Below are 21973 nucleotides of genomic sequence, written 5' to 3'. Positions count from 1 at the left end.
AGCCTGCCCGGGGAGGGGCGGCCTCAGCCCGTCCGGGGGGTCAACTCGGCGAGCAGCAGGGTGCGGTCGTCGGCGGCGGCCGCGGTGGAAGGGGTGCTCAGCAGCCGTCGGCACAGGGACTGCAGCGGGTCCTGCTCGCCGGCGGCCGCGGACTCGACGGCCGCCGTGTCCAGGGCGCGCGCGAGGCGGATGATCTCCTGGTCGATGTCGGCGTCCCGGGACTCGACCAGGCCGTCGCTGTAGAGCACGAGCAGGGCGGGTTCGTCCACGGTCAGTACCGTCGCCTCGTAGCTCCCCGTGCCCAGCCCCAGGGGCAGGCCGGGCCCGGTGAGCGCGACCGGCGCGGTTCGGCCGTCGGGGCCGCGCAGCAGTGGGGGCGGGTGACCGGCCCCCACCAGGGTGCAGGTGTGCTGCCGGGCGTCCCACTCGGCGTACATACAGGTCGCGAACGATGCTCCCGGGGTGTCGCAGGCGAGCGCGTCGAGGCGTCGTATGAGATCGGCCGGAGGGATGTCGAGGGTGGCCAGGGTGCGGACGGCGGTGCGCAGCTGGATCATCGCGACGGCGGACTCCGGGCCGTGTCCCATGGCGTCCCCGACGACGAGACTGACCCGGTCACCGGGCCGTTTCAACACGTCGAACCAGTCACCGCCGATGATGTTGCCCTGCCCGGCGGGCAGGCAGCCGTGGGCGATGCGGCAGCCCTCGACCTCCTGTGCCGTGCCGGGCAGCAGGCTGTTCCGGATGGCCAGGGCGGTGCGGCGCTCATGCTCGTAGCGGCGCGCGTTGTCCAGGGCCGTGGCGGCGCGTGCGCCCAGCGCCTCGGCGGCCACGACGTCCGCGGGCCGGAAGGGGGCCCGGTCCGGGCCGCGCGAGCAGGCGACGAAGCCGACCGAGGTGCCGCGCAGTTGCAGCGGGACGACGAGAAAGGACGACACGTGCAGCAGGTCGTCGATCCGCGCGTCGCCGCCCCCGGAGGCCACCAGCCGCTGGGAGGTGTGCGGGTCGATCGCGTCCAGCAACTGTGCATGGCCGGCCGCGAGCGCACGGGCGTACGGCGTCTCGCGCGGGAAGACGATCACCTCGCCGACCGGCAGCACGCCCTCCCAGTCCTCCACCGCGTCGGTGCCGATGCGCAGCGCCAGACGGCGCGCCTCCATCTGGGGCGCCTGCGCGACGGCGTGCGCGTTCTCGTCGCGCAGCCAGCGCTCCAGCAGATAGATCGAGGCCGCATCGCAGAAGCCGGGGGTCAGCGCGTGCACGACATGGCTGCCGGTCAGCCCCAGGTCGAGTTCCGAGCCGATCGCGTCGGCGGCGGGGGAGAACGCCGACCGGCGGGGGGAGGGCAGTGCGGCGGGGGGTGCGTCGGTGCGGCTGCGCGGTTCGTTCCGCAGGGGTCGTGCCTTTCCGGGTGGGGGTCCGGGCACGCGGCGATGAGGGTGGCTCGCCGTGTGTCGTCGGCAACTATATGATGTTGCGTCAAGGCCCCTGGTCGAAAAGGGAGTTGTCGTGCCCGAGAGTGAAGGTTTCCCGCCCGGGACCGACCCGGACAGGGCCAGCGTCGCCCGTGTGTACGACGCCTTGCTGGGCGGGGAGCACCACTTCGCCATCGACCGGGAGGCGGTGGCGGCCATCACGGCCATCGAGCCCCAGGCGCGCACCCTGGCCCGGGCCAACCGCGCCTTCCTCGGCCGGGCCGTGCGCTTCCTGGTCGAGTCCGGGGTACAGCAGTTCCTCGACCTCGGCTCGGGCATCCCCACCCAGGGCAACGTCCATGAGGTGGCGCAGGCGGTCAGCCCGGGAGCCCGGGTGGTCTACGTCGACAACGACCCGGTGGCCGTGGCGCACAGCACGTCGCTGCTGGCCGACAACCCGGACGTGGACATCGTCGACGCCGACATCCGGCGGCCGGCCGACATCCTGGCCTCGCCGCAGGTGCGCAAGCTGATCGACTTCGAGCAGCCGGTCGCCGTACTCATGAATGCGATCCTGCACTTCGTCACAGCGGAGGAGGACCCCGCCGGCCTTGTGGCCGCCTTCAGGGACGTTCTGCCGGAGGGCAGCTACCTGGCGATGTCGCACGGCACGAACCAGGACCGCCCGGACAAGGCCGCGGCGGTGGGCCAGCTGTACCGGTCCAGGGCCACCTCGCCGGTCATCACCCGTTCCCACGACGAGATCCTCGAACTCTTCACCGGGTTCGACCTCGTGGAACCAGGCCTGGTCTACCTCCCCCTGTGGCGCCCGGACGCCGACGACCGGATCCCGGACAAGCCGTCGGAGTACTGGGTGTATGCGGGAGTCGGCCGCAAGAGCGCCTAGCCGGGCCTGCAGCGTCCAGCTGACAGTCGCCGCGCGCTGTCGATCCGGCGGACCCTCGTTCGTGTAGAGGGTGAGAGGCCGGCACCGGGCCGGCCCGAGCGCAGGGCTGTGAGGACGATGACCCATGTATCCACGCTGCTCACCGGACGGGGCCTGGTCGAGTCACCCCGCTGGCACGACGACCGGCTGTACTTCTCCGACTGGACCGACGGCGAGGTTCTCGCCGTCGACGGGGACGGCCGCAGCGAGGTCGTCGCGCGGGTGCCGTCGCTGCCCCTGTGCACCGCCTGGCTGCCCGACGGCTCACTGCTGATCGTCTCGTCCGCGGAGGGTCGGCTGCTGCGCCGCGAGCCCGACGGAAGCCTCGTCGAGTACGCCGATCTCGGCATCCCGGGCTGGAACGACATCGTGGTGGACGGCCGCGGCAACACCTACGTCAACCGCGCCCACTTCGACCCGATGGCGGGAGAGGACGTCAAACCCGGCTCCGTCCACCTGGCCGCGCCCGACGGCTCGGTGCGCGAGGTCGCCGACGACATCGCCTTTCCCAACGGCATGGCGGTGACCGCCGACGACGCCACCCTGATCGTCGCCGACTCCTACCGCCGCCGGCTGCTCGCCTTCGACATCGGCGCCGACGGCACCCTGTCGCACCGGCGTGTCTGGGCCGATCTGGGCGAGGGCGTCCCGGACGGCATCTGCGTCGACGCGGAGAACGCCGTCTGGTACGCGGACGTGCCCAACCGGCGGTGCGTGCGCGTCGCGGAAGGCGGCACCGTCCTGGAGACCGTGGAGCTGGACCGCGGAGCCTTCGCCTGTGTGCTCGGCGGACCCGACCGCCGCACGCTGTTCATCACCGCGGCCCGCTGGCAGGGTATGACCGAGACCGAGATGGTGGCGCCCGGAACCGGCCAGGTGCTCTCGGTGCCGGTCGAGGTGCCGGGAGCAGGACGGCCGTAGAAGGTGCCGCACCTGCCTCACAGGAACGGCGTGCCCGCGTCGAGTCCCGACAGGACCCGGCCGTAGATCTCCAGATTGGTCGCGGGATTGACGAAGGAGTGCAGGTTCAGGGCCTGCACATCGCGCACCGCCCGCTGGATGGGCACCTCCCGGTGCAGTGAGGACGCCCCGGAGGCGGAGGCGATCAGGTCGACGGCCTCCTTGCACAGCCGCGCCACATAGCCGCTCTGTGCGCGGATCCTGGCGCGCTCCTCCTGACCGTAGGGTTCGCCGGCCTCGATACGGGCGACGAAGTCGCTGGTCAGCAGTTCGGCGCAGGAGATCTTCAGCGCCGCCTCGGCGGCCTGGAGATGGGTGACCGTCGCCTCGTTCTGTCGCTGGTGGAACGTGTAGGTGATACCCCGCCGATGGATCCGCCCGGTGAACTCCTCCAGCGCGGCCCGCGCCAGGCCGAGTGCGTTCGGGGCCGTCCAGGCACAGAACATCAGCAGGACGGGCATCCGGTAGAAGGGGTCGTCGGCGTTGGACTTGGAGGGGAACTCGCCGTTGAGGAGGGGGCCGACCGGCAGCACCCGGTGCGCGGGCACGAAGACGTCACGCGCGACCACGCTGTTGCTGCCGCTGCCCGCAAGCCCGGAGACATGCCAGTCGTCGAGGATCTCCAACTCGGCCATGGGCACGGCGGTCCACAGCACCTCGGGCGGCCCCTCGCCGGATTCCACGCGAACCGTCAGCAGGTGCCAGTCGGCGTGCCGGCAGCCGGTGGCGAAGCCCGAGGTGCCGTTGACGACATAGCCGTCGGCCGTGGCGAGGGCGGTGGCGTCCGGGATGAGGGTGCCGCCGACCCGTACGTCGGGACTGGTGAAGATCTCGTCCTGCGTCTCGTCGGGGAAGAGCGCAGCGATGAAGGCGCAGCCGGCCTGGATCAGGGCCGTGAAGGCGGTCGAGCCGCACGCGGCGGCGATCTCGGTCAGTGTGTCGACCTGGGTGCGCGGCCGGGTCTGGTAACCGCCGTACCGCCGGGGAACGTTCATCCGGTAGATCCCGGCGTCCGTCAGCGCCGCGACGACCTCGCCGGGCACACTCCTCTCCTGCTCGGTACGGAGTGCGTGCTCGCGGATGAACGGGGCGATCGAGCGGGCGCGTTCGACGATGCCGGTGTCGGAACGTGGTGCTGACGACGGAGCCATGGACGACCTCCGGGCACTCCGGGCACGACGGAGCCCTCACCGTGACGCGGATCGCGCGCACTGTCAACGGCGCCTGCGGCAGCCGGAGTTGAACGGAAACGCGGGTCAGCCACTGCCCATCCGGTCCGCCAGACAGGCGAGGTAGAGGGCCATGGTGGTGCGGTGTTCGCGCAACGGCCGGCCGGTGATCTGCTCGATCTTGTTCATGCGGTAGACGACGGTGTTGCGGTGGATGTGCAGGGCGGCGGAGGCCCGTACGAGGTTGAATCCGCTTTCGCACCAGGCGGTGATCGTGTCGCGGAGCGCCGGCCAATCCGGCTGGGCGCGCAGCTCCGCGGTGGTGAGGTCGACCAGGCGGTTGCGGGCGGACTGGTTCACGGCGGCCAGGACCTGGTGGACCCGCAGATCGGCGATCAGCTGGACGGGGGAGTCCCCCGTCGAACGCCCGCCCAGACGCAGCGCGTCGCAGGCGTCCTGGTACGAGTCGTGCAGACCGCCGCCCACCGAGGAGGCGGGCTCGCCGATGCCCACCCGGGCGGTGAGACCGTCCTGCGCGGCGATGACGTCGACGACCCGGCGGCAGTCGGCGACCAACTCCGTGCGGCGGCGGGCCGGAACACGGTGCAGCACACCGATCCACCCGGGCGCCGCACCGGCGACGATGTCCTGCGGGTCGGCGAAGACCTCGCGGACGGTGCGCAGCAGTTCCGTGCGGACCAGTGCCACGTCGTGGGTGGGCCCGCCGGCCCGGCGCCGTGCGGCCCCCTCGGGCACGGTCACCTCGATGGCCACCGCCACCCGCCGCAGCCGCAGGTCGAAGCCGAGTTCGGCGGCACGGAAGACGAGGAAGTCGCCCTCGACGACCTGGGGATCGTAGGAGGCGATGTCGGCGAGCAGCTTCTCCGCCGCCCGCTCCGAGAGCAGACGGGAGCGCAGCATCACGGACTCCCTCAGCAGGATCTCCGTCTGGCGCTTCACCAGCAGTCCGAAGCGGCGCACCTGGGCGGGGGTGCCGGTGATCCCGACGGTGCCCACCGCCTGGCCGCCCGCGACCAGCGGCAGGGTGACGCCGGGGCGTACCCCGCGCAGCTGCTGGGCCTGTGAGGCGTTGTGCGTGGCCGGTTCCTGTGTACGGACGACCTCGACCGACGCCTCGTGGAAGGACCCCACCCGGCTGCTGTCACCGCTGCCGATGACCATGCCCTCCGCATCGGTGATCAGCACGTTGAAGCCGATGACGGCGGAGGTGTCCCCGGCGATCTCCTGGGCGAGTGACGGGCTCAGCACGACGGTTCCTCCCGTGGGGGAGAGCGGGCCGGGGTTGGACGCACCGTACAGGGCATCGCATGATTCCGGCCACAAGTTCGTACGAAGTGAACGGTGACGCACCGCACGGTCGATCTCTAGCGTATGGGCCCAATCAAGCTCCCGCCGAGGGCACAGCGCGGTGAACGGCGGGCCCCCTCAGTGCCGATACGGAAGGCCCACGCCGATGATCCGTGTGCGCTCGCTCGCTGTCGCTTTGTCCGCGATGCTGATGATTTCCACCGTCGCCGCCTGCAGTTCGGACGGCGATGGCACCCCGAAGAACGTGTCCGCCAAGACCGCCGCCCTCGGCACGCTCACGCCCGGCGTCATCAAGGTCGCCGTCCAGCCGTACGCGCCCTACACCACGGTCCACGGCGACAAGATCGTCGGCCTCGACGGCGACATCCTCACCTACGTCGCCAAGAAGCTCGGCCTGCAAGTCAAGCCACAGGTCACGGACTTCGCCGGCATGCTCGCCGGAGTGCAGTCCAGCCGGGTGGACATCACCATCGGCGGGGTCGCCTGGTCCGCCGAACGGCAGAAGCAGGGCCTGTTCACCGACCCGCCGTACTACTCGCCCCCGGCGATGGCAGTCCGCAGCGGAAAGACCTACAAGACCGTCGACGACCTCAAGGGCCTCGACCTCGGCACCGTCGAGGGCTACGTCTGGGTGAAGTCCATCCAGTCCGTGCCCGGCGCCAGGCTGCACGCCTACCCGGACGCCACCGGCGTCTTCGACGACCTCGGCGCGGGCCGTGTCGACGTCGGCTTCCTCGACCCGCTGATCATCATCGCGGCCCAGAAGCAACGCCCGGAACTGAAGATCAGGACGGAGTACCTGACACCGCCCACCGCTGCCGAGGTCAAGGCCAAGCCCGCTTACGCGTACTTCCAGCCGTACCAGACCGGCTTCTATCTCCCCAAGCAGGCAACGAAGCTGGAGAAGGCGATCTCCGCGCAGATCGACGCCATGTACGCCAACGGCGAGATGGCCAAGCTCGTGAAGAAGTACGGCGGCGACCCGGAGCAGTTCCTCAAGCCGGCCGCCGACGTCGCCACCGCGCGCCGCGGCGTGGACCGGCCCGGCACCTGGACGCCGCCGTCCATCGGACAGTGAGGGAGCGAACATGTCCGGCCTCTTCCAAGTCCCCTGGTCCGACTACCGGTCCGACCTCCTCGACGCGCTCTGGCGCACCGTCTCCTACACACTGGTCAGCTTCGTCGGCGCGGTCCTCCTCGGCCTGGCCGTGGCGCTGCTCCGGCTGAACCGGGCCTGGCCGGCGCGGGCCCTCGCCGCCGTCTACACCGAGGTGTTCAAGAACGTCCCGCTGCTGGCCATCATCTTCCTGACCTACTTCGGCCTGGCCTCGGCCGGGATCCGGCTGGACGTCTTCAGCGCCGGCTGCCTCAGCCTGATCGTCTTCTACGCCGCCTACCTGTCCGAGATCTTCCGTTCCGCCATCAGCGGCGTGCACGCCGGACAGACCGAGGCGGGCGAGGCGCTCGGACTCGGGAAGGCGGGCATCTTCGCGCACGTCGTCCTTCCGCAGGCCGTCCGGCAGGCTCTGCCCGGCACCAACACCATGCTGGTCGACCTGCTCAAGTCCACCTCGCTGCTGGTCACCGTGTCCGCCGCCGAGCTGATGTCGGAGGGCCGGCTCATCACCTCGGAAACGTTCCGGGCGCTGGAGGTGTACCTGGTCATCTCGGCCATCTACTTCGCTCTTTGTTACCCGCTCTCCCAGCTCCTCCTGCTGCTGGAGCGGAAGGTACGCGCCGGTGTGCCCCTGTCCCCCTGGCGACGGCGCCGGGTGCGCGCCGCCGGTGTGCTGCTCGCCGCCGACCCCGGCGCGGCAGCCAACCCGAAGGAGGCGGTCGTATGACCGAGCCCGTCACCACGGCGAGGAACGCGCCGACGGCCCCCACCGAGGCGGTCGTACGGATCCAGGGCCTGAGCAAGTCCTTCGACGGCCGCCTGGTGCTCGACCACGTGAACCTGGAGGTCGACCGCGGCCGCATCGTCAGCGTCATCGGACAGAGCGGCGGCGGCAAGACCACTCTCATGCGCTGCGTCAACCTCCTCGAACGCCCCGACCAGGGAACGGTGGAGGTGGCCGGCGAGGTGGTGCACAGCGAGGGCCGCATGGTGTGCCGCGACCTGCCCCGGCTGCGCCGTACCGTCGGCATGGTCTTCCAGCGCTTCAACCTCTTTCCCCATCTCACCGCCGTGGAGAACGTCGTGCTGGCGCAGCGCAGGGCCGGCATTCCCGAGCGGGAGGCGCTGGAGCGGGCCGTCGCGCTGCTGCGCAGGGTCGGCGTGGCGCACCGCGGCCTCGCCCAGCCGGACCAGCTCTCCGGCGGCGAACAGCAACGCGTCGCCATCGCCCGGGCGTTGGCGCTGCGACCCGAGGTGCTGCTCTTCGACGAGCCCACCTCCTCCCTCGACCCGGAGGCCACCCGTGAAGTGCTCGGCGTGATGCGCGAACTGGCCGCCGACGGCATGACGATGCTGCTGGTCACCCACGAACTGCCCTTCGCCCGCGAGGTGTCCGACCACGTCGTCTTCGTCGACGGCGGCCGCATCGTGGAGGAGGGCGCGCCGCAGGACGTCCTCGACCGCCCCGCCCGGGCCCGCACCCGGGAGTTCCTCGCCTCCTACGAGTCGGCGTCATGACCGCGCCCGTGGTGGTCCTCGGTGGCGGTGTCGTCGGACTGTGCACCGCGTACTACCTGGCCGAGGCAGGCCTCGCGGTGGAGGTCGTCGAACGGCGCGGCCTGGCTTCCGGAGTGTCCCGGGGCAATGCGGGCTGGGTCTGCCTCAGCCACTCGACGCCGGTCCCCGCCCCGGGCGTCGTCCGGTACGCACTGCGCTCCCTGGGCCGGCCGGACTCACCCCTGTATCTGCGTCCCCTGCCCGACCCGGCCTTCGTGCGCTGGTTGTGGCGGTTCTGGCGCAGCAGCACCCCGGCCGCCTTCCGGCGCGGCTACGCGGCGATCGCCGAGCTGAACCGCTCCACCTTCGACCTCTTCGACGGCCTGCGCGACGCCGGAGTCGACACCACTCTGGCCCGCCCCGGCATGGTCCACGCCTTCCTCTCCCCGGCAGAGGCCCGCCACCACCTCGCCGTACAACGGGAGATGGCCGACGGCCGCTACCCGTTGCCCGACGATGTCACCACCGGGGACGAGGCCCGTCTCCTCGACGACGCGCTGTCGTTCGGGGTGCGCGCGGCGTATCTCGTGGAGGGGGAGGGGTTGGTCGACCCGGAGGCATTCGCCCTCGGGCTCGGACAGGCGCTGGCTGCGGCCGGTGTGAAGGTCCACGAGAACGCGGAGGCGGTGGGGTTCAGGACCAGCAGGGGGACCGATGGGGGCCGAGTCGCGGCGGTGCGCACCACCTTGGGCGAGATGCCGTGCGAGGCCGTCGTGATCGCGGCCGGCATGCGCTCCGCCGACCTCCTGGGCACGCTGGGACACCCGCTGCCCCTCCAGGCGGGCAAGGGCTACAGCTTCTCCGTGGATCTGGACCCCGCCCCCCGGCACACCCTGTACTTCGGCGAACGCCGGGCCGTTGCCTCACCGATCGGCGGCACGACGCGGATCGGCGGCACGATGGAGCTGAGCGGCAACAACAACCGTCTCGACTGGCGCCGCGTCGTCGCCGTCGCCCTCGCGAGCCGGCACTACCTGGGCCACTGGTTCGACGACCCGGACGACCTGGTCGGCCTGATCCGTGACCCCTGGGTCGGAGGCCGCCCCTTCCTCCCCGACGGCCTTCCGGTCATCGACCGCGTCCCCGGCCACGCCAACGCCTTCGTGGCCACCGGACACGGCATGCTCGGCGTCACGCTGGGACCGGTCACCGGGCGCCGACTCACCGAGTACGTCCGCACAGGCCGACGCCCCGAAACCCTGGAACCGTTCCGCTTCGACAGGCTGCGCCACTGATGCCGACGTGATTCAGTGGGCTGCGTACCGGTCTCGCCGCAGGACCCGGGAGGAGCCGTATGACGCCGGCCGAGGAGCGTTTCGACGACCTGGTGAGCGAACTGCTGGGCCTCCCCGGGGTCACTCCTCCCAGCGGCTCCGGCTCCGGCTTCGGCCGGAGCGCGCTGCGCGTGCACGGCAAGATCTTCGCGATGCTCGTCCGCGGGCAGCTGGTCGTGAAGCTGCCCAAGGAGCGGGTGGACGCGCTGGTCGACGCGGACGAGGGGGACAACTTCGACGCCAACAAGGGCACGCCCATGAAGGAGTGGTTCGCTCTCTCCCCGGAGTCCGCCCTGGACTGGTCACCCCTTGCGCGGGAGGCCCTGGCGTTCGTCGGCGGGCAGCAGAAGGGTCCAGCGAGCGGATGACGGGGGTCTCCGCAGCGACCGGGCAGCTGCCCGGGGCGGTTCAGTGTCCCCGCAGCGGATTGGCACGGGCCACCGCCAGCAGATACCAGGCCGTGGCGCCGACGTGCCGGTACGGGTAGTAGCCGAAGCCGAAACCGGTGTCCAAGGGACTGCTGGCCGAGACCACTCCCGACCGTTCGGGCAGGGCCTTGCTCCCCACCGTCTGGCCCGTGCCGAGCTGGTCCTGGGCTCGCTCGATGGAGGCGATGAGGCGCGCGGCCCGGCGTTCGTCACCACTCGCGCAGCGCTCCCGCAGGGCCAGGGCGAGGTGGGCGGTGCCCTCGAACCACACGCCGTTGCGGTCGGGCTTGGGCTGGGAGGCTGCGATGGGCGAGCTCTCGTCCGCGAGGAGGGATGCCGAGCTGAAGGTGACACCTTCGTACGACTGCCCCGCCGGGACCGTGCTGTTGGGTCGGTCGGCGGTGTCCAGCACCGAGAGGCCGGCTGTCGCCCAGTCCACCGAGCGGGCGCGGCGGCGGTCGTGGAGGGACAGATAGCTCCAGGTCTGGGTGTCCTCGGGCACCGGCGAGGTGTTGACGGTGACGCCGTCGTTGGTGCCGGTGTGGAAGAAGCCGCCGGACTCGTTCCACATCTTGTCGAGGAACGCCCGCGCGCGGGCCTGCCGCTCCAGCCAGACGTCGTCCCCGGTGAGTCGGGCGAGACGCGCGAAGAGGCAGGTCAGATCGATGTTGTGCTCGGTGGAGGTGAAGGGAAGCTTCTGATCGCTGCCGTCGACGCCGAACTTGTAGCCGCCCAGCGGCTCGTCGGTGCGGCCGTGCGCCTCCACCCACTCGCCGATCCGCACGGCACCCGTCAGAAACCGCGCCGCCCCCGTGCGGGCGGCCAGCGCCGCCAGCGCGATGCCCGCCCAGGCCATGTCACCGACGGCCGTACCGGTGAAGCCGAACTGGATGCCGACGTTCACGGTGCCGTCCGCCCGCACAAAGCCGTCCGGCTGCGGTGAACCGTCGTAGAAGACATACGGTCCCACGTTGTAGGCCTGCCGGAGCCTGCCGTCCGCGTGCTGCGGGTCGTGGGTCTGTGCGTAGAGAAGGGCGTCCCCGAGGGCGATGGCTCTGGCGCGCGGTCCGGGCCCGGAGTGGGCGAGGTGGGCCAGTATCGCGAGGGCGTTGTCGTACGTGAACGCCGTGCTGAAGAGCCCGGCCTGATCGCTGTAGCTCTGGGCCAGACGGATGCTGCCGTGATCCGGATAGCCGTCCATGGCCGCAGCGAGGAAGCCATAGCCGCGCACCCGGGCAACTTCCGCCTCGGCGGCGGGAGTTGAGCCGGTGACCGCGCGAGCCGTGCCGCTTCCGAGCACGGCCAGGGCGGCAGCGGCGCTCCCGGCCCCGATGATCGTCCGACGGGCGATCTCGGCCATGGGTGCTCTCCTCGGGGTCGGTGACGCTCGGTTCGAGAGCCAAGTTTGAGAGCGCTCTCAAGAGGCCATAGTCTGCTGGTGCGGGCGGTGGTGGTCAAGGTGATGCGCGGTGAACTCCCCGTACCCCGCTGGCGGGATGACCTCCACGAGGCGGGGGGCAAAGCCATATCGGTCAACAGGTCGGCCGGCGGCTGGGGTCTGCCCGCCGCGGCCTGCGTCAGTCCGTCGCGCCCGCCACCCGATCGAGGAACGCGTCGACCAGATTGCGGGCGTTCGCCCGGGCGGTCGGCTCCAAGTCGCCGCTACGGGCAAGGAGTTCGCCGGGGTCGACGCCATGCCGCAGCGCCTGCTCTTCACCACCGTTCGCCAGCCACCCACGCAGCATCCACATCGTGATCTCCGGATGGAACTGCACTCCGAGGCTCCGCCCGACCCGGAACGCCTGCACGCCCACCTCGTTCCGCGCCAACTCCTCGGCGCCCGGCGGCAGTACGCACCGGTCGTAGTGCCACTGCATCCAGGGGCCCCGGCCCACGAGCGAGGGGTCGTACGTGTCGATCTCGGTCCAGCCGATCTCCGGACGCGGCGACGGCTCGACCGAGCCGCCGAGGGCGGTGGTCAGTGCCTGGGCGCCGAAGCAGACGCCGAGCACCGGTATGCCGAGGTGGTGGGCCTTGCGCAGCAGCGCGAGCTCACCGCCGATCCAACTGCCTATGGCTGTCTCGTCGTACACCGACCAGGGCGCGCCGAGCGAGACGACGAGATCCCAGTCGGCGGCCTCGGGGAAGTCGAAGGCGACGTCCGGGGTGTGATGACGGTGCTCGGGCACGACGGTCACGGCCTTGAGGTCGTAACCGCGCTCCACGAGGCGGGCACCGACCAGCCCCGGTTCTGTCGTGTGGTCGTGCTGGACGACGAGTGCGCGCACGGTGGCGGCTCCTTGGATCTCGGCGGGCCTCTTCGAAACGTGTTGTTTGAGTTCTCAAATAATAGAGAACTCAGCCCTTCGCCCGTCGGCCACTCCGCCGGGGTGCCGGCTGGGCGCCGTTGAGGAGGGACCGGCGGCGCTCCTCGCCGTTCTCCTCCACCTGGATCACCACGCGCCGCAGGCCCTCCGCCAGGGTCCGGCACTCCTCGTCCGTCAACTGGCCGGTGACGAAGGCCTCTTCCTCGTTGAAGGCCGGGAACAGCCGCTGCATCAGCCGCTCACCCTCGTCGGTGAGGCTGAGCAGCACCAGGCGGCCGTCCGACGGGTGGCCCGCCCGCCTGACCAGTCCGCGGGACTCCAGGGTCCGCGAGACCCCGGTCAGGGTGCCCTTGGAGATGCCCGCCTCCTCGGCCACGTGCCGGGTCTCCGACTCGCCCCACACCCATACGACCCACAGCACGACGAACGCCGTCCAGGTCAGGTCGGAGCCGCGCAGCACCGAGTTCTCCACGTGCTGACGCACGGCGGAGGCGGCCCGGTAGATGTTGGCCACGGCGGCCATCTGGTCCCGTCGTATCGGGATGCCGCCGAGCTTCGCCGCGGCGAGCTTCTCGGCTTCGATGATGGATCGCTGGCCGGGCACGGGCGCTCCCTCGCTCTTCATTGACCGTTCGGACTCAAATTGTACGAAGAGAATCACGAAGGGCGTCAGCGTTCGTGGACGATGCGCCCGTCGAACACCGTCAGGTCCACCTCCGCGTCCGTGATCGCGTGCGGATCCAGACCCAGCAGCGGGCGGTCCAGGACGCACAGGTCCGCGACCTTGGCGGACTCGACCGTGCCTTTCCACTCCTCCGCGAAGTCCTGCCGGGCCGCGTTGACCGTCTACGCCCGCACGGCCTCGGCGAGGCCCACGCACTGCTCGGGGCCGCCGGGCCGGCCGCTCGCCTTCGACTCCCGCAGCATCATCGCGGCCACCCCTGCCGCCAGTCGGGCTCGGTGATCGGTGCGTCCGAACTGGCGCAGACCGCCGCGCCGCCGTCGAGGGCACCCCTTCAGGGGGCCGAGATCCCCCGGGTGACCAGGCTGAGCACCCCCGCGAGTTGTTCGCGGTGCCGGTGCAGGGTTTCAGGGGTGATGCCGGTCTCGGCCGTGTCGTCGGCGAAGTGGTCGGCCGCCACTTTGAGTACGGCGTTCACGGCGGCGGCCTGGGCGCGGACCTCGAACGCGTCAGCCGGCAGGCCGGTGCGTTCGGCGAGCACTTCGGCGAACGTGTCCTCCGCGCGCTCCCGGAGCATGAGGTAGGCCGCACGCAGCGCGGGTTCGTCGCGGGTCAGCCGGACCACGGCGTGAACCGTCTCGATGTCCGTGCTGGACGACGATTCGAGGACGGGGCGGTAGGCCGCTCGCAGATGCTCCGTGAGGTCGGTGCCGGCGGGCCAGCCGTGCAGGACCGCCCGGAAGGCGTCGATCATCTTCGTGAGCAGGGGCTCAACACAGCTTTCCTTGGTGCGGAAGTGGCGCCACAGCGTGCGTTCGGAGACTCCGGCCGCCCGTGCGATCTGCTCGCCGGAGGTGGCGGCCACGCCCTGCGCGGCGAACAGCCGGACCGTGTGACGTGAGATGTCCAGGCGTTGCCGCTCGCGCTGCTCGTCGCTCACCGGCGGCCGCCCCCGGCGGGGTGCACGGCCACCGCCCACTCTGAAGTCCTCCATCGGCCGATCTTAGACACCCCTGATGAGGCAGGCCGATTGGCGCAAACTTTATTGGCAGTGACTGACAATAAACTGCTACGGTCGAACCACCGGAAGATCACCGGAGGAGAGCCATGAGCGTTGCCGCCGAGCGTCCGCAGCTGCCCTTCACCCGACCGAACGTCCTGGACCTCGCGCCGCTTTACGAGGTGCTGCGCCGGGAGGTACCGGTCACGCCGGTCACCACACCGGCCGGGGATCCGGCCTGGCTGGTCACCCGCTTCGACGAGGTCCGAGACCTGCTCGGCGACAAGCGGCTCGGCCGCTCCCATCCCCAGCCGGAACGGGCGTCACGCATCACCTCCGCCGCGGTACTGGACGGGCCCTCGGGCAACTACGACACCGAGGAGGCCGACCACACCCGGATGCGCAGGCTGCTGACGCCGGCCTTCTCGGCCAAGCGGATGCAGATGCTCTCCGGCCATGTGCAAGACCTGGTCGACGACTGCATCGACCGACTGCTCACCGAGCACGACACCGCCCCCGACGGCGTCGTCGACCTGCACGCCGGGCTGGCCTTCCCGCTGCCGGTCGCGGTCATCTGCCGGCTGCTCGGGGTGCCCCAGGACGACCACGAGTACTTCGCCTCGCTGTCGGAGCGCATGGCCGACTACGCCATCGGCGACGCAGCCCACCAGGCACGGGACGAGTTCAGCCGCTACATGACCGAACTCGCCGAGACCAAACGCGCAGGGACCGGCGAGGACGTCATCTCCGACATCGTCCGCGCCCAGAGCACCGACCCGGACTACGACTACGACGAGATGATCCGCCTCTGTGTCGGGCTGCTGTTCGCCGGGCACGAGACCACCGTCAACCGCATCGGCCTGGGCACGCTCTTCCTGCTCACCCACCGCGACCAGTGGCAGGCGCTGACCGCCGACCCCGCCGGCCGGGTCAACGCCACCGTGGAGGAGATCATGCGCATGGGCGCGCCGGGCGACCTCGGTCTGCTGCGCTACGCCCACACCGACCTCGACGTCGCCGGTGTCACCATCCGCCGCGGCGACGCCGTGATCCTTTCGGTCAACTCCGCCAACCGCGACGCGTCCGTCTACACGGACGCCGAGAACTTCGACCCCGACCGTCCGGAACGGGGTCACCTCGGATTCGGCCACGGTGTGCACTTCTGCATCGGAGCGAGCCTGGCGCGCGTCGAACTGCGTGTCGTGTTCGCCGCGCTGGCCCGCCGCCTGCCCGGTCTCCGGCTCGCCAAGGCGCTCGACGAACTCAAGGTGCGCACCACCCTCACCGGTGGTGTGACCGAGCTTCCCGTGACCTGGTGAACAACAGGCCCGCACAGCCCGTCGCCGAGCAGCGCCCCGACGTACGCCGCAGCGCGGCCCGGGTGTGATCCCGGACCGCGCCGCGGCGTTCAGCCGGCAGGGGTCAGCCGAGCAGCTTGCTCGCGAGGGTCGCGGCGTTGTACGAGCCCCAGCCGGTGGTGAAGTCCCAGCCGGTGGCCGCGGAGTAGGCGCCGTTGCTGCCGCTGGTGATGTCGTGGAAGCCGGTGCCGCTCGCCGAGTACAGGGCGGGGTTGGCGAAGCCCAGGTTGGCCTTGCCGGCCGCCGCGGCCTGCTGGTTGTACAGGGCCGCGAACGCCGCCCACTCGGGGGCCGCGGCGCTGGTGCCGCCGACCGAGGACCAGGAACCCTGCGAGTAGATCGAGACGCCGGGGCTGGGGTTGGCGTGCGCCGAGACGTCCGGCACCTGGCGGAAGCCGCCGCCGGCGCTCTTCTGCACCGCGGTCTGCCAGCTCGGGATCTTGAAGACGGAGGACTTGCCGCCACCGCCGCCGGACCAGGCCACCTCCTTGCTGAAGGCGTTGGACGAAGTGACGGTCAGCTTGGTGCCGCCGACGCCGGTGACATACGGGTCGCTGGCCGGGTAGTCGACGGAGGTGCCGCCGTCGCCCGCGTCGTCGGAGCCGCTGTCACCGGAGGCCGCGTAGAAGCCGAGGCCCTGGGCGGCACCCGCCTTGAACACGGCGTCCACCGCGTTGATGTTGGAGGTGGTGCGGGCGCTCTCGGCGGCGCCCCAGCTGATCGAGGTGGTGGGGATGCCGCTGTCGACGATGGCCTGGTAGGTGTCGACCTCGCCGGCGTCGGAGTTGGGGCCCTCGAAGACGGTGACGTTGGCCTTGGGGGCGATCGCGTGCAGGACCTCGATGTCCAGCTCCACCTCGACCTGGCCGTCGCCGAGCGCGCCGGAGCCGCCGTCGACCTTCTGCACGGTCGGGGTGGGCGAGCCCAGGCTGTAGTTGGTGTCGTACTTGGTGATGTTGGACTGCTGGAAGCCGTCGAACTCGATCAGCGCGATCTTCTGGCCGCTGCCGGTGTACGTGCCCGAGACGTTGTAGCCGCCCTTGAGCTGGGCCGGGGTGTAGCCCCCGCCCGGTCCGTTGTGCGGGGTGACGGTGGAGGGCGCCTGGTGGTGCAGGGTGAGGCGGTTGTTGAGACCGGCCACGTCACTGACGAGGGAGGCGACAGAGGCCGGCAGCGTCGGCGCGCTGTCGTTGGCGTAGAACGAGCGCCCCGACGCCGTGTCCTTCCACGTCGACAGCTTGGTGCCGAAGGCCTTCTCCAACTGGGCGGCGGTGCCGCTGGCGTCGACCAGCAGGTTGCCCGAGTGGACGGTGCCGATGGTGAGCCCCTGGGCGCGCAGGTAGTCCTTGAGCTGCTCGACCTCGGCGTCGGTCCGGCCGAAGCGGGCCGCGAACTGGCGCTTCGTCAGGTAGTGGCCGTAGGAACTCGACCGCGGATCGCTGACCTTGGCGATGAAGGTGTCGAGTGCCTTGTTGTCTCTGGGGGTCAGGCTGATCGCCACCGATATCCGCTTCCCGGCGGAGACCGTGCCCGTGCGGGTCGCGTTCTTGTTCAGTCCCTTCAGGACATCTCCGGTGACGGCCGCGCGGGTCGGGTGCGACTGAACGGCGGTGCCGGCGGCGTAGGCGGCGGGTACGGCGGCGGCGAGCAGGGCGGGCACGGTGACCAGGCCGAGCAGTTTCAGACGTGACTTCACGGAGGTCCTCCGGAGAGTGGGGGTGGTGTCCCGGAAGCGGAACGGCTTCAAATTAGGAACACCAGCCCCACCCGCATAAGCGGGGGAACCCTTGCTTCACGTGTTAACAACTGATGTCACGTGAACGGTGGATGTCTCGTCAGCGGCGGCTGCCGAGCGCACGGGCCGTCCGGATGCGGTTCGGCTGACTTGCCGTCATCGCCTGTACTGCGGGCCTGACCTGGTCGTCGTCGCCGGAGTTCACGGCCGCCGCCCCGGACGCGATGACGGCGACCGCCATCGCATGGGCGAGCGCGGTGCGCGAACGGACACCGAGCTTGCGGTAGACCCGTGACAGAGCGCCTTCCACCGTCTTGACGCTGATGAACAGCTCCGCGGCGACCTCGCGGTTGGTGGCCCCGCCGCCGACCAGTTCGGCGATCCTGGCTTCCGTGGGGGTGAGTTCGGCTGCGCCCGCGCCCGTCTCACCGCTGCGGTCCCCGGCCTCCAGTCGCGCCAGCTCGTCCCCGGCCCGTGCCGACAGCGGAGCGGCGCCGATCCGTGTCGCGGTCTCCAGCGCCTCACCGAGGGCCGCCCGTGCCGCGGTCCTGCGTCGTGAGCGGCGCTCGACGGCACCGAGCGCGATCAGGGTGCGCACCAGCTCCACGGGCAGGGGGAGTCGGCGGAGGCGGTCCACCGCGGCACGCAGCCGTAGCGCCCCCTCCTTCGCCCGGCCGAGCCCCGCTTCCCGTAGCCCCTCCGCCCGTTCCAGAGCCGCCAGTACGCTCCCGGGCGCATCGCAGGACACGCGCGTGCGGGCCTCGTGGAGCACGGCACCGGCGGCGTCCGTCTCGCCCAGGATCACCAGGGCCTCGGCCAGGTCGCCGTACCAGTGCAGCAAGGGCGGATCGGCCGCGCCCATCGCCTCGCCGAGCTCCCTGACGCGGTGCAGCGCCTCGGCCGCGGCCGCCGCGCCTCGCGGATCGCCCGGGAGCAGCTCGGCCTGCCCGAGCACTGCCAGCGCGCGCAGCAGGAACAGCCGGTCGCCGTCCGCCTCGGAGGCCCTGACCGCCTGCTCGGCCAGGCGCCGGGCCTCGTCGGCCGAACCGCCCGCGGTCGCCGCGAGCGCCGCCGCGTACAACGCGGGAGCCGCCTGTACGCCCGTCTCGGCCAGGGCGTGCGAACAGCGGGCCGCGGTGCGCAGTGCCTCCCGGCAGTGGCCGGCGCGCACCTGGATACGGGTCAGCGCCACCAAGGTCGCCATGACCTCCTCGACGCCGGCGAACTCGCCGATGTCCGAGAGGAGTTCGGTGACCTGCTGCCCGGCCTCGGTGACCTGGTCGGAGTCCAGGGCGAGGATCGCCCGCATCCGGACCAGCCCCCAGCTCTCCGGTCCGGCGGCGGCGCCGCCGACCAGTGCAAGGGCCTCCTCCAGCGCGGCGCCGGCGGCGGCCGGCTCCCCGGCGAGGGACTGTACCCGGGCGAGCGTGGCGAGGGCGCCGATCCGGGTGTCGGTGTCGCCTGCCAGCGCAGCCTGCCGGGCAGCGCGCCGGGCATGCCGGGCCGCCTCGGCCAACTCCCCGCACAGCAGCCCACGTACGGCCGCCCAGTGATGCAGCCATCCCTCGGCCTCCGGGTCGTCGGCGGCGTCCCGCAGGCCCTCCTCGATCAGGTCACGGGTACCTCCCAGCGCCTGCCCGGCGTTGCGCAGCAGGACCAGCCGGGCCCGCACCCGCTGCCGTGCCGAGCCCGACCCGGCGAGCACGGTCTCGGCCGCCTGTCCGGCCTCCTCCAACTGCCCGGCGTCGCATGCGTAGTCGGCCGCGGCCAGCAGCCGGTCGGCGCGGTCCGCGGGGCGGTCGCCGGGAGTGCGCCGGGCGGCGAGCCCGGCCAGTTCGAAGGCGGCATCGGGTGCGCCGTCGCGTCGGGCGGACTCGGCCGCGGACATCAGCGTGCGGGCGGTGGCCTCGTCCTCGTACGGGTGCGCGAGAGCGATATGGCGGGCCTGCTCCACGGGCTCGGTGACCGCTTGGGCGAGCAGGGCGTGCGCCTGCCTGCGGAGGTACTCCGGGGCGTCGGCGCAGACGGCGGCTCGGATCACTGGATGGCTGAAACGCACGGTCCCGTCGGCGTCGACCGTCGCGATGCCGAGCCGTTCGGCCTCCGCGAGGTCCGCGGCGGGGTCGGGAAGCCCGGCGGCACGCAGCACGGTGAGGCTGGGGCGGGCGGCGACGGCGGAGACGAGCAGGGTGTGCCGTACCGCCTCCGGCAGCGTACGCACCTCGCCCAGCAGCAGGGTGCGCAGCCTCCCCGGTACGGGCAGCGCCCGGTCCAGGCCGACGGACGCCGCATCACGCGGGGCAGCCCACCCCAACTCCATTGCGTACGACGGGTTTCCGGCAGCGGTGTCCTGGAGCGCCCGCAGCACGGTGGCCGGGAGTTCGACCCCGATGGCCGTGCGCACCAGGTGGGCGATCTCGCCGTCCGCCATGGGCGGCACCGGCAGTTCGACGGTGCCCGGCGGGCAGCAGCGCAGCCGATCGGCCTGCTCGCCCTCGGCCACCCGCTCGGCGGCCACCACCCGGACGTCGATGCCTTCGAGGCGCCGTACGGTGAACGCGAGCACCTCGGCGCTCGGCTCGTCGAGCCACTGGAGGTCGTCGACGACCAGCAGTACGGGGCCGGTCGCGGCGAGGGTGCGCAGCACTTCGACCACGGCGACGCGCACCGCCAGGCGGCTCTGGTCGTCGGCCGGTTCCGGGCCGCGCAGCAGGACCGCCCGCAGTGCTGCCCGGGGTGCGGGCGCCAGGGCCTGCAGGCAGCTCTGCGGCACCCGCGCGAACAGGTCGATGAGGCCGACGAACGGAAGCCGGGCATCCTCCTGGGCGGGCGAGCAGTGCAGCACCGTGCATGACTGGTGCTGCGTGGCCAGGGACGCCGAGACGGCAGCCAGGAGCGTGGACCTGCCGATGCCCGCGGGGCCGTGGAAGAGCACTCCGGGGCGGACGGTCAACTGGGCCAGGGCGGCGTCGAGCAGCGCGCGGCGTCCGGTCAATGACGGTACCCGCGGCGAGTGCAGCAGGCCCCAGGGCATCGCAGCATGTGTACATGACAACCTTCGCGGATCCGGCTTGTCAATGACGTCAGGCGTCTGCCGGTCACGAGCTGCGCTTGAGGACGACGTAACCGTGGGCGGCGTCGTCGATCACATAACGGGCGTCGGGGTGCAGCTGGTGGGCGTACGCCTGGACGTCGCCGACCCACTTCCCGGAGTTGTTCAGGGCGATGTAGTCGGGTGTGATGCCCCGGGTGTCGCCGATCCAGAAGACGCGGCAGCGGGAGGTGAGACGGCTGCTGGGGCCGATGTCGGCCTCGACCGTCGCGCCGTCCGGGATGCGGGCCAGGGCGCGTTCGATGCGGGGGACGCCTTCGGGGGTGTCGTAGGTGGCGGATTCCGTCAGCGTGGACAGCGGGAGGGTGGTCGTGAGGGCCAGTGCGGCTCCGGCGACCGCCGCGGGCAACTGCTGGGCGTACGAACGCAGCCAGGGCCGGGGGCTCATACGCGCCAGAGCGAGCGCGTCGACGAGGGCCAGTGCGACGACGGGCATCAGGACCGCGCTGTAGTGCCAGGCGGTGCCCCAGTAGTGGTCGTCGGCGGAGTAGAAGCGCCAGCCGAGGGTGGGCAGGGCCACGGCCAACAGCGGTGAGCGCAGGGCGAGCAGACCGCTCGTGGGGATCAACAGCCAGGCGAGGGTGCGGAGTTTGATGTCCGTGCCGTCGAAGAGGGTGAAGCTGCTGTCGACCTTGGTCCAGTAGGTGTAGCCGCCGGTGGTGTTGAAGGAGGGGATGACGAGGGTGAGGGTGACGACGGTGGCGGCGATGCCCAGGACCGCCACCGCGAGGGCGTACGCGAGCGTGCGCGGGGAGCGGTGGCAGCGCAGGGCGACGACCAGCGCGATGGCCGCCACCGTCAGGCCCAGGTCCTCCTTGACCAGCACCAGCGGCAGCGCCCACCACAGTGCGGGCCGCCACCGGCGCGCCAGCAGCGCCTCCAGGCTGAAGGCGATCAGGGGGACGGCGAAGCAGACCTCGTGGAAGTCGAAGTCGACGGCCCGCTGCAGGCCCCAGGACAGGCCGTACCCGACTCCGAGGACGAGCCCGCGCCGCCGCCCCAGCAGCCCGGCGGCCGCACGGCTCACCGGCACGGCCGACACCGCGAAGAGGGCGGCCTGGGCGACGAGCAGCGTGACAGGGGAGGGGAAGAGCCGGTAGACGGGGGCGAGCAGAGCGAGCACCGGGCTGAAGTGATCGCCCAGGATGTTGAACCCGGGCCCTTTCAGATCGACGACCGGCGCCTGCAGATGGGCGTACGCGCGGACCGCCTGCTCGAAGATGCCGAGGTCCCAGGAGCGGGTCGCCAGATGCTCGTACCGGGTGATGGACAGGACCGCGTACGCGGCGAACAGGGCGGTGGCCAGGAGGAGGGGATCGCGGCGGCCGGGGGGACGGGGACGCCGGTCACGCGGGGGAGGCGCGACCGGCGCAGGTATGGAGGGGTCGGAGCGGAGCGAAGTCGGGGTGTCCTGCTGGGTGTTGGGCACGGTGGGGGGCGTCCTTATGCGCCGGCACGGATCAGCCGCGTCGGGCACTCGATGACTACGTCATCTGCTGTGACCGCGTTCGCCGCGCCCCGGTTCACCCGCTGAGACGTAGATCACTTGCACCACTGGAGCCAA

At 71.5% G+C, this 21973-nt stretch carries 18 protein-coding genes and 1 pseudogene; 8 read left to right on the top strand and 11 right to left on the bottom strand.

The features are described 5' to 3' along the window. Positions 1–23 precede the first annotated feature (23 nt). Complete coding sequence (locus ACWDAG_RS10930) at positions 24–1427, bottom strand: PP2C family protein-serine/threonine phosphatase (RefSeq protein WP_450695274.1); 1404 nt, start codon at positions 1425–1427, stop codon at positions 24–26. 82 nt (positions 1428–1509) lie between these two features. Between ACWDAG_RS10930 and ACWDAG_RS10925 the strand changes: the two genes are divergently transcribed. Both ACWDAG_RS10925 and ACWDAG_RS10920 read left to right on the top strand, forming a co-directional pair. Further along, on the top strand, positions 1510–2322 hold the full coding sequence (locus ACWDAG_RS10925) for an SAM-dependent methyltransferase (protein WP_450695273.1): 813 nt from the start codon (positions 1510–1512) through the stop codon (positions 2320–2322). Between the two features lie 117 nt (positions 2323–2439). Next, positions 2440–3282 (top strand): SMP-30/gluconolactonase/LRE family protein, encoded by an 843-nt coding sequence (locus ACWDAG_RS10920; RefSeq protein WP_450695272.1) that lies wholly within the window; start codon positions 2440–2442, stop codon positions 3280–3282. A 17-nt stretch (positions 3283–3299) separates the two neighbouring features. Here the strand turns inward: ACWDAG_RS10920 and ACWDAG_RS10915 are convergent, their stop codons facing one another. Next, positions 3300–4472 carry an acyl-CoA dehydrogenase family protein gene (locus ACWDAG_RS10915; protein ID WP_450695271.1) on the bottom strand — a complete coding sequence of 391 codons (1173 nt, stop codon included), beginning with the start codon at positions 4470–4472 and terminating at the stop codon, positions 3300–3302. Between the two features lie 105 nt (positions 4473–4577). Beyond that, positions 4578–5759: a CdaR family transcriptional regulator gene (locus tag ACWDAG_RS10910; RefSeq protein WP_450695270.1), complete on the bottom strand. Its 1182-nt coding sequence runs from the start codon at positions 5757–5759 to the stop codon at positions 4578–4580. A gap of 205 nt (positions 5760–5964) precedes the next feature. Here ACWDAG_RS10910 and ACWDAG_RS10905 point away from each other — a divergent pair, with 205 nt between their 5' ends. From ACWDAG_RS10905 to ACWDAG_RS10885, 5 genes are read left to right on the top strand one after another with little or no spacing between them, the layout of a single operon-like run. After that, the gene (locus ACWDAG_RS10905; protein ID WP_450695269.1) at positions 5965–6897 is read left to right on the top strand and encodes a substrate-binding periplasmic protein; all 933 of its coding nucleotides are present in this window, start codon (positions 5965–5967) and stop codon (positions 6895–6897) included. A gap of 10 nt (positions 6898–6907) precedes the next feature. Beyond that, the gene (locus ACWDAG_RS10900; protein ID WP_450695268.1) at positions 6908–7663 is read left to right on the top strand and encodes an amino acid ABC transporter permease; all 756 of its coding nucleotides are present in this window, start codon (positions 6908–6910) and stop codon (positions 7661–7663) included. Continuing rightward, positions 7660–8454 (top strand): amino acid ABC transporter ATP-binding protein, encoded by a 795-nt coding sequence (locus tag ACWDAG_RS10895; protein WP_450695267.1) that lies wholly within the window; start codon positions 7660–7662, stop codon positions 8452–8454. The genes ACWDAG_RS10900 and ACWDAG_RS10895 overlap by 4 nt, the downstream gene beginning before the upstream one ends. After that, the gene (locus ACWDAG_RS10890; RefSeq protein ID WP_450695266.1) at positions 8451–9728 is read left to right on the top strand and encodes an NAD(P)/FAD-dependent oxidoreductase; all 1278 of its coding nucleotides are present in this window, start codon (positions 8451–8453) and stop codon (positions 9726–9728) included. The genes ACWDAG_RS10895 and ACWDAG_RS10890 overlap by 4 nt, the downstream gene beginning before the upstream one ends. 59 nt (positions 9729–9787) lie before the next feature. Continuing rightward, positions 9788–10135 (top strand): hypothetical protein, encoded by a 348-nt coding sequence (locus ACWDAG_RS10885; protein WP_450695265.1) that lies wholly within the window; start codon positions 9788–9790, stop codon positions 10133–10135. 40 nt (positions 10136–10175) lie between these two features. Here the strand turns inward: ACWDAG_RS10885 and ACWDAG_RS10880 are convergent, their stop codons facing one another. The 5 genes and pseudogenes from ACWDAG_RS10880 to ACWDAG_RS10860 all read right to left on the bottom strand — a co-directional run bounded on the left by ACWDAG_RS10880 (position 10176) and on the right by ACWDAG_RS10860 (position 14198). Continuing rightward, entirely contained in the window at positions 10176–11555 is a 1380-nt protein-coding gene (locus tag ACWDAG_RS10880) for a Tat pathway signal sequence domain protein (protein ID WP_450695264.1), read from the bottom strand. Positions 11556–11772: 217 nt separating this feature from the next. After that, positions 11773–12483, bottom strand: coding sequence for a type 1 glutamine amidotransferase (locus tag ACWDAG_RS10875; RefSeq protein WP_450695263.1), 711 nt, complete (start codon positions 12481–12483; stop codon positions 11773–11775). 70 nt (positions 12484–12553) lie between these two features. Next, positions 12554–13126 carry a MarR family winged helix-turn-helix transcriptional regulator gene (locus tag ACWDAG_RS10870; protein ID WP_450695262.1) on the bottom strand — a complete coding sequence of 191 codons (573 nt, stop codon included), beginning with the start codon at positions 13124–13126 and terminating at the stop codon, positions 12554–12556. Positions 13127–13191: 65 nt separating this feature from the next. Next, positions 13192–13538, bottom strand: a pseudogene (locus ACWDAG_RS10865) (amidohydrolase family protein); the annotation flags it as partial. Further along, positions 13539–14198 (bottom strand): TetR/AcrR family transcriptional regulator, encoded by a 660-nt coding sequence (locus ACWDAG_RS10860; protein WP_450695261.1) that lies wholly within the window; start codon positions 14196–14198, stop codon positions 13539–13541. It lies immediately after the preceding pseudogene. 113 nt (positions 14199–14311) lie between these two features. Here ACWDAG_RS10860 and ACWDAG_RS10855 point away from each other — a divergent pair, with 113 nt between their 5' ends. Continuing rightward, positions 14312–15523 carry a cytochrome P450 gene (locus ACWDAG_RS10855; protein ID WP_450695260.1) on the top strand — a complete coding sequence of 404 codons (1212 nt, stop codon included), beginning with the start codon at positions 14312–14314 and terminating at the stop codon, positions 15521–15523. A 103-nt stretch (positions 15524–15626) separates the two neighbouring features. On the opposite strand, the gene ACWDAG_RS10850 is transcribed toward ACWDAG_RS10855, so the two are convergent. From ACWDAG_RS10850 to ACWDAG_RS10840, 3 genes are all read right to left on the bottom strand, one after another. Then, the gene (locus ACWDAG_RS10850; RefSeq protein ID WP_450695259.1) at positions 15627–17258 is read right to left on the bottom strand and encodes a S53 family peptidase; all 1632 of its coding nucleotides are present in this window, start codon (positions 17256–17258) and stop codon (positions 15627–15629) included. Positions 17259–17397: 139 nt separating this feature from the next. Further along, positions 17398–20331, bottom strand: a complete 2934-nt coding sequence (locus tag ACWDAG_RS10845) for an AAA family ATPase (protein ID WP_450695258.1) — start codon at positions 20329–20331, stop codon at positions 17398–17400. A gap of 64 nt (positions 20332–20395) precedes the next feature. Then, complete coding sequence (locus ACWDAG_RS10840; RefSeq protein ID WP_450695257.1) at positions 20396–21838, bottom strand: DUF2079 domain-containing protein; 1443 nt, start codon at positions 21836–21838, stop codon at positions 20396–20398. Between the last annotated feature and the right edge of the window lie 135 nt (positions 21839–21973).

Source organism: Streptomyces sp. NPDC001157 (assembly GCF_053598255.1).
The sequence above is the reverse complement of the archived record's forward strand: the minus strand, read 5'-3'. Positions and strand labels throughout refer to the sequence as shown.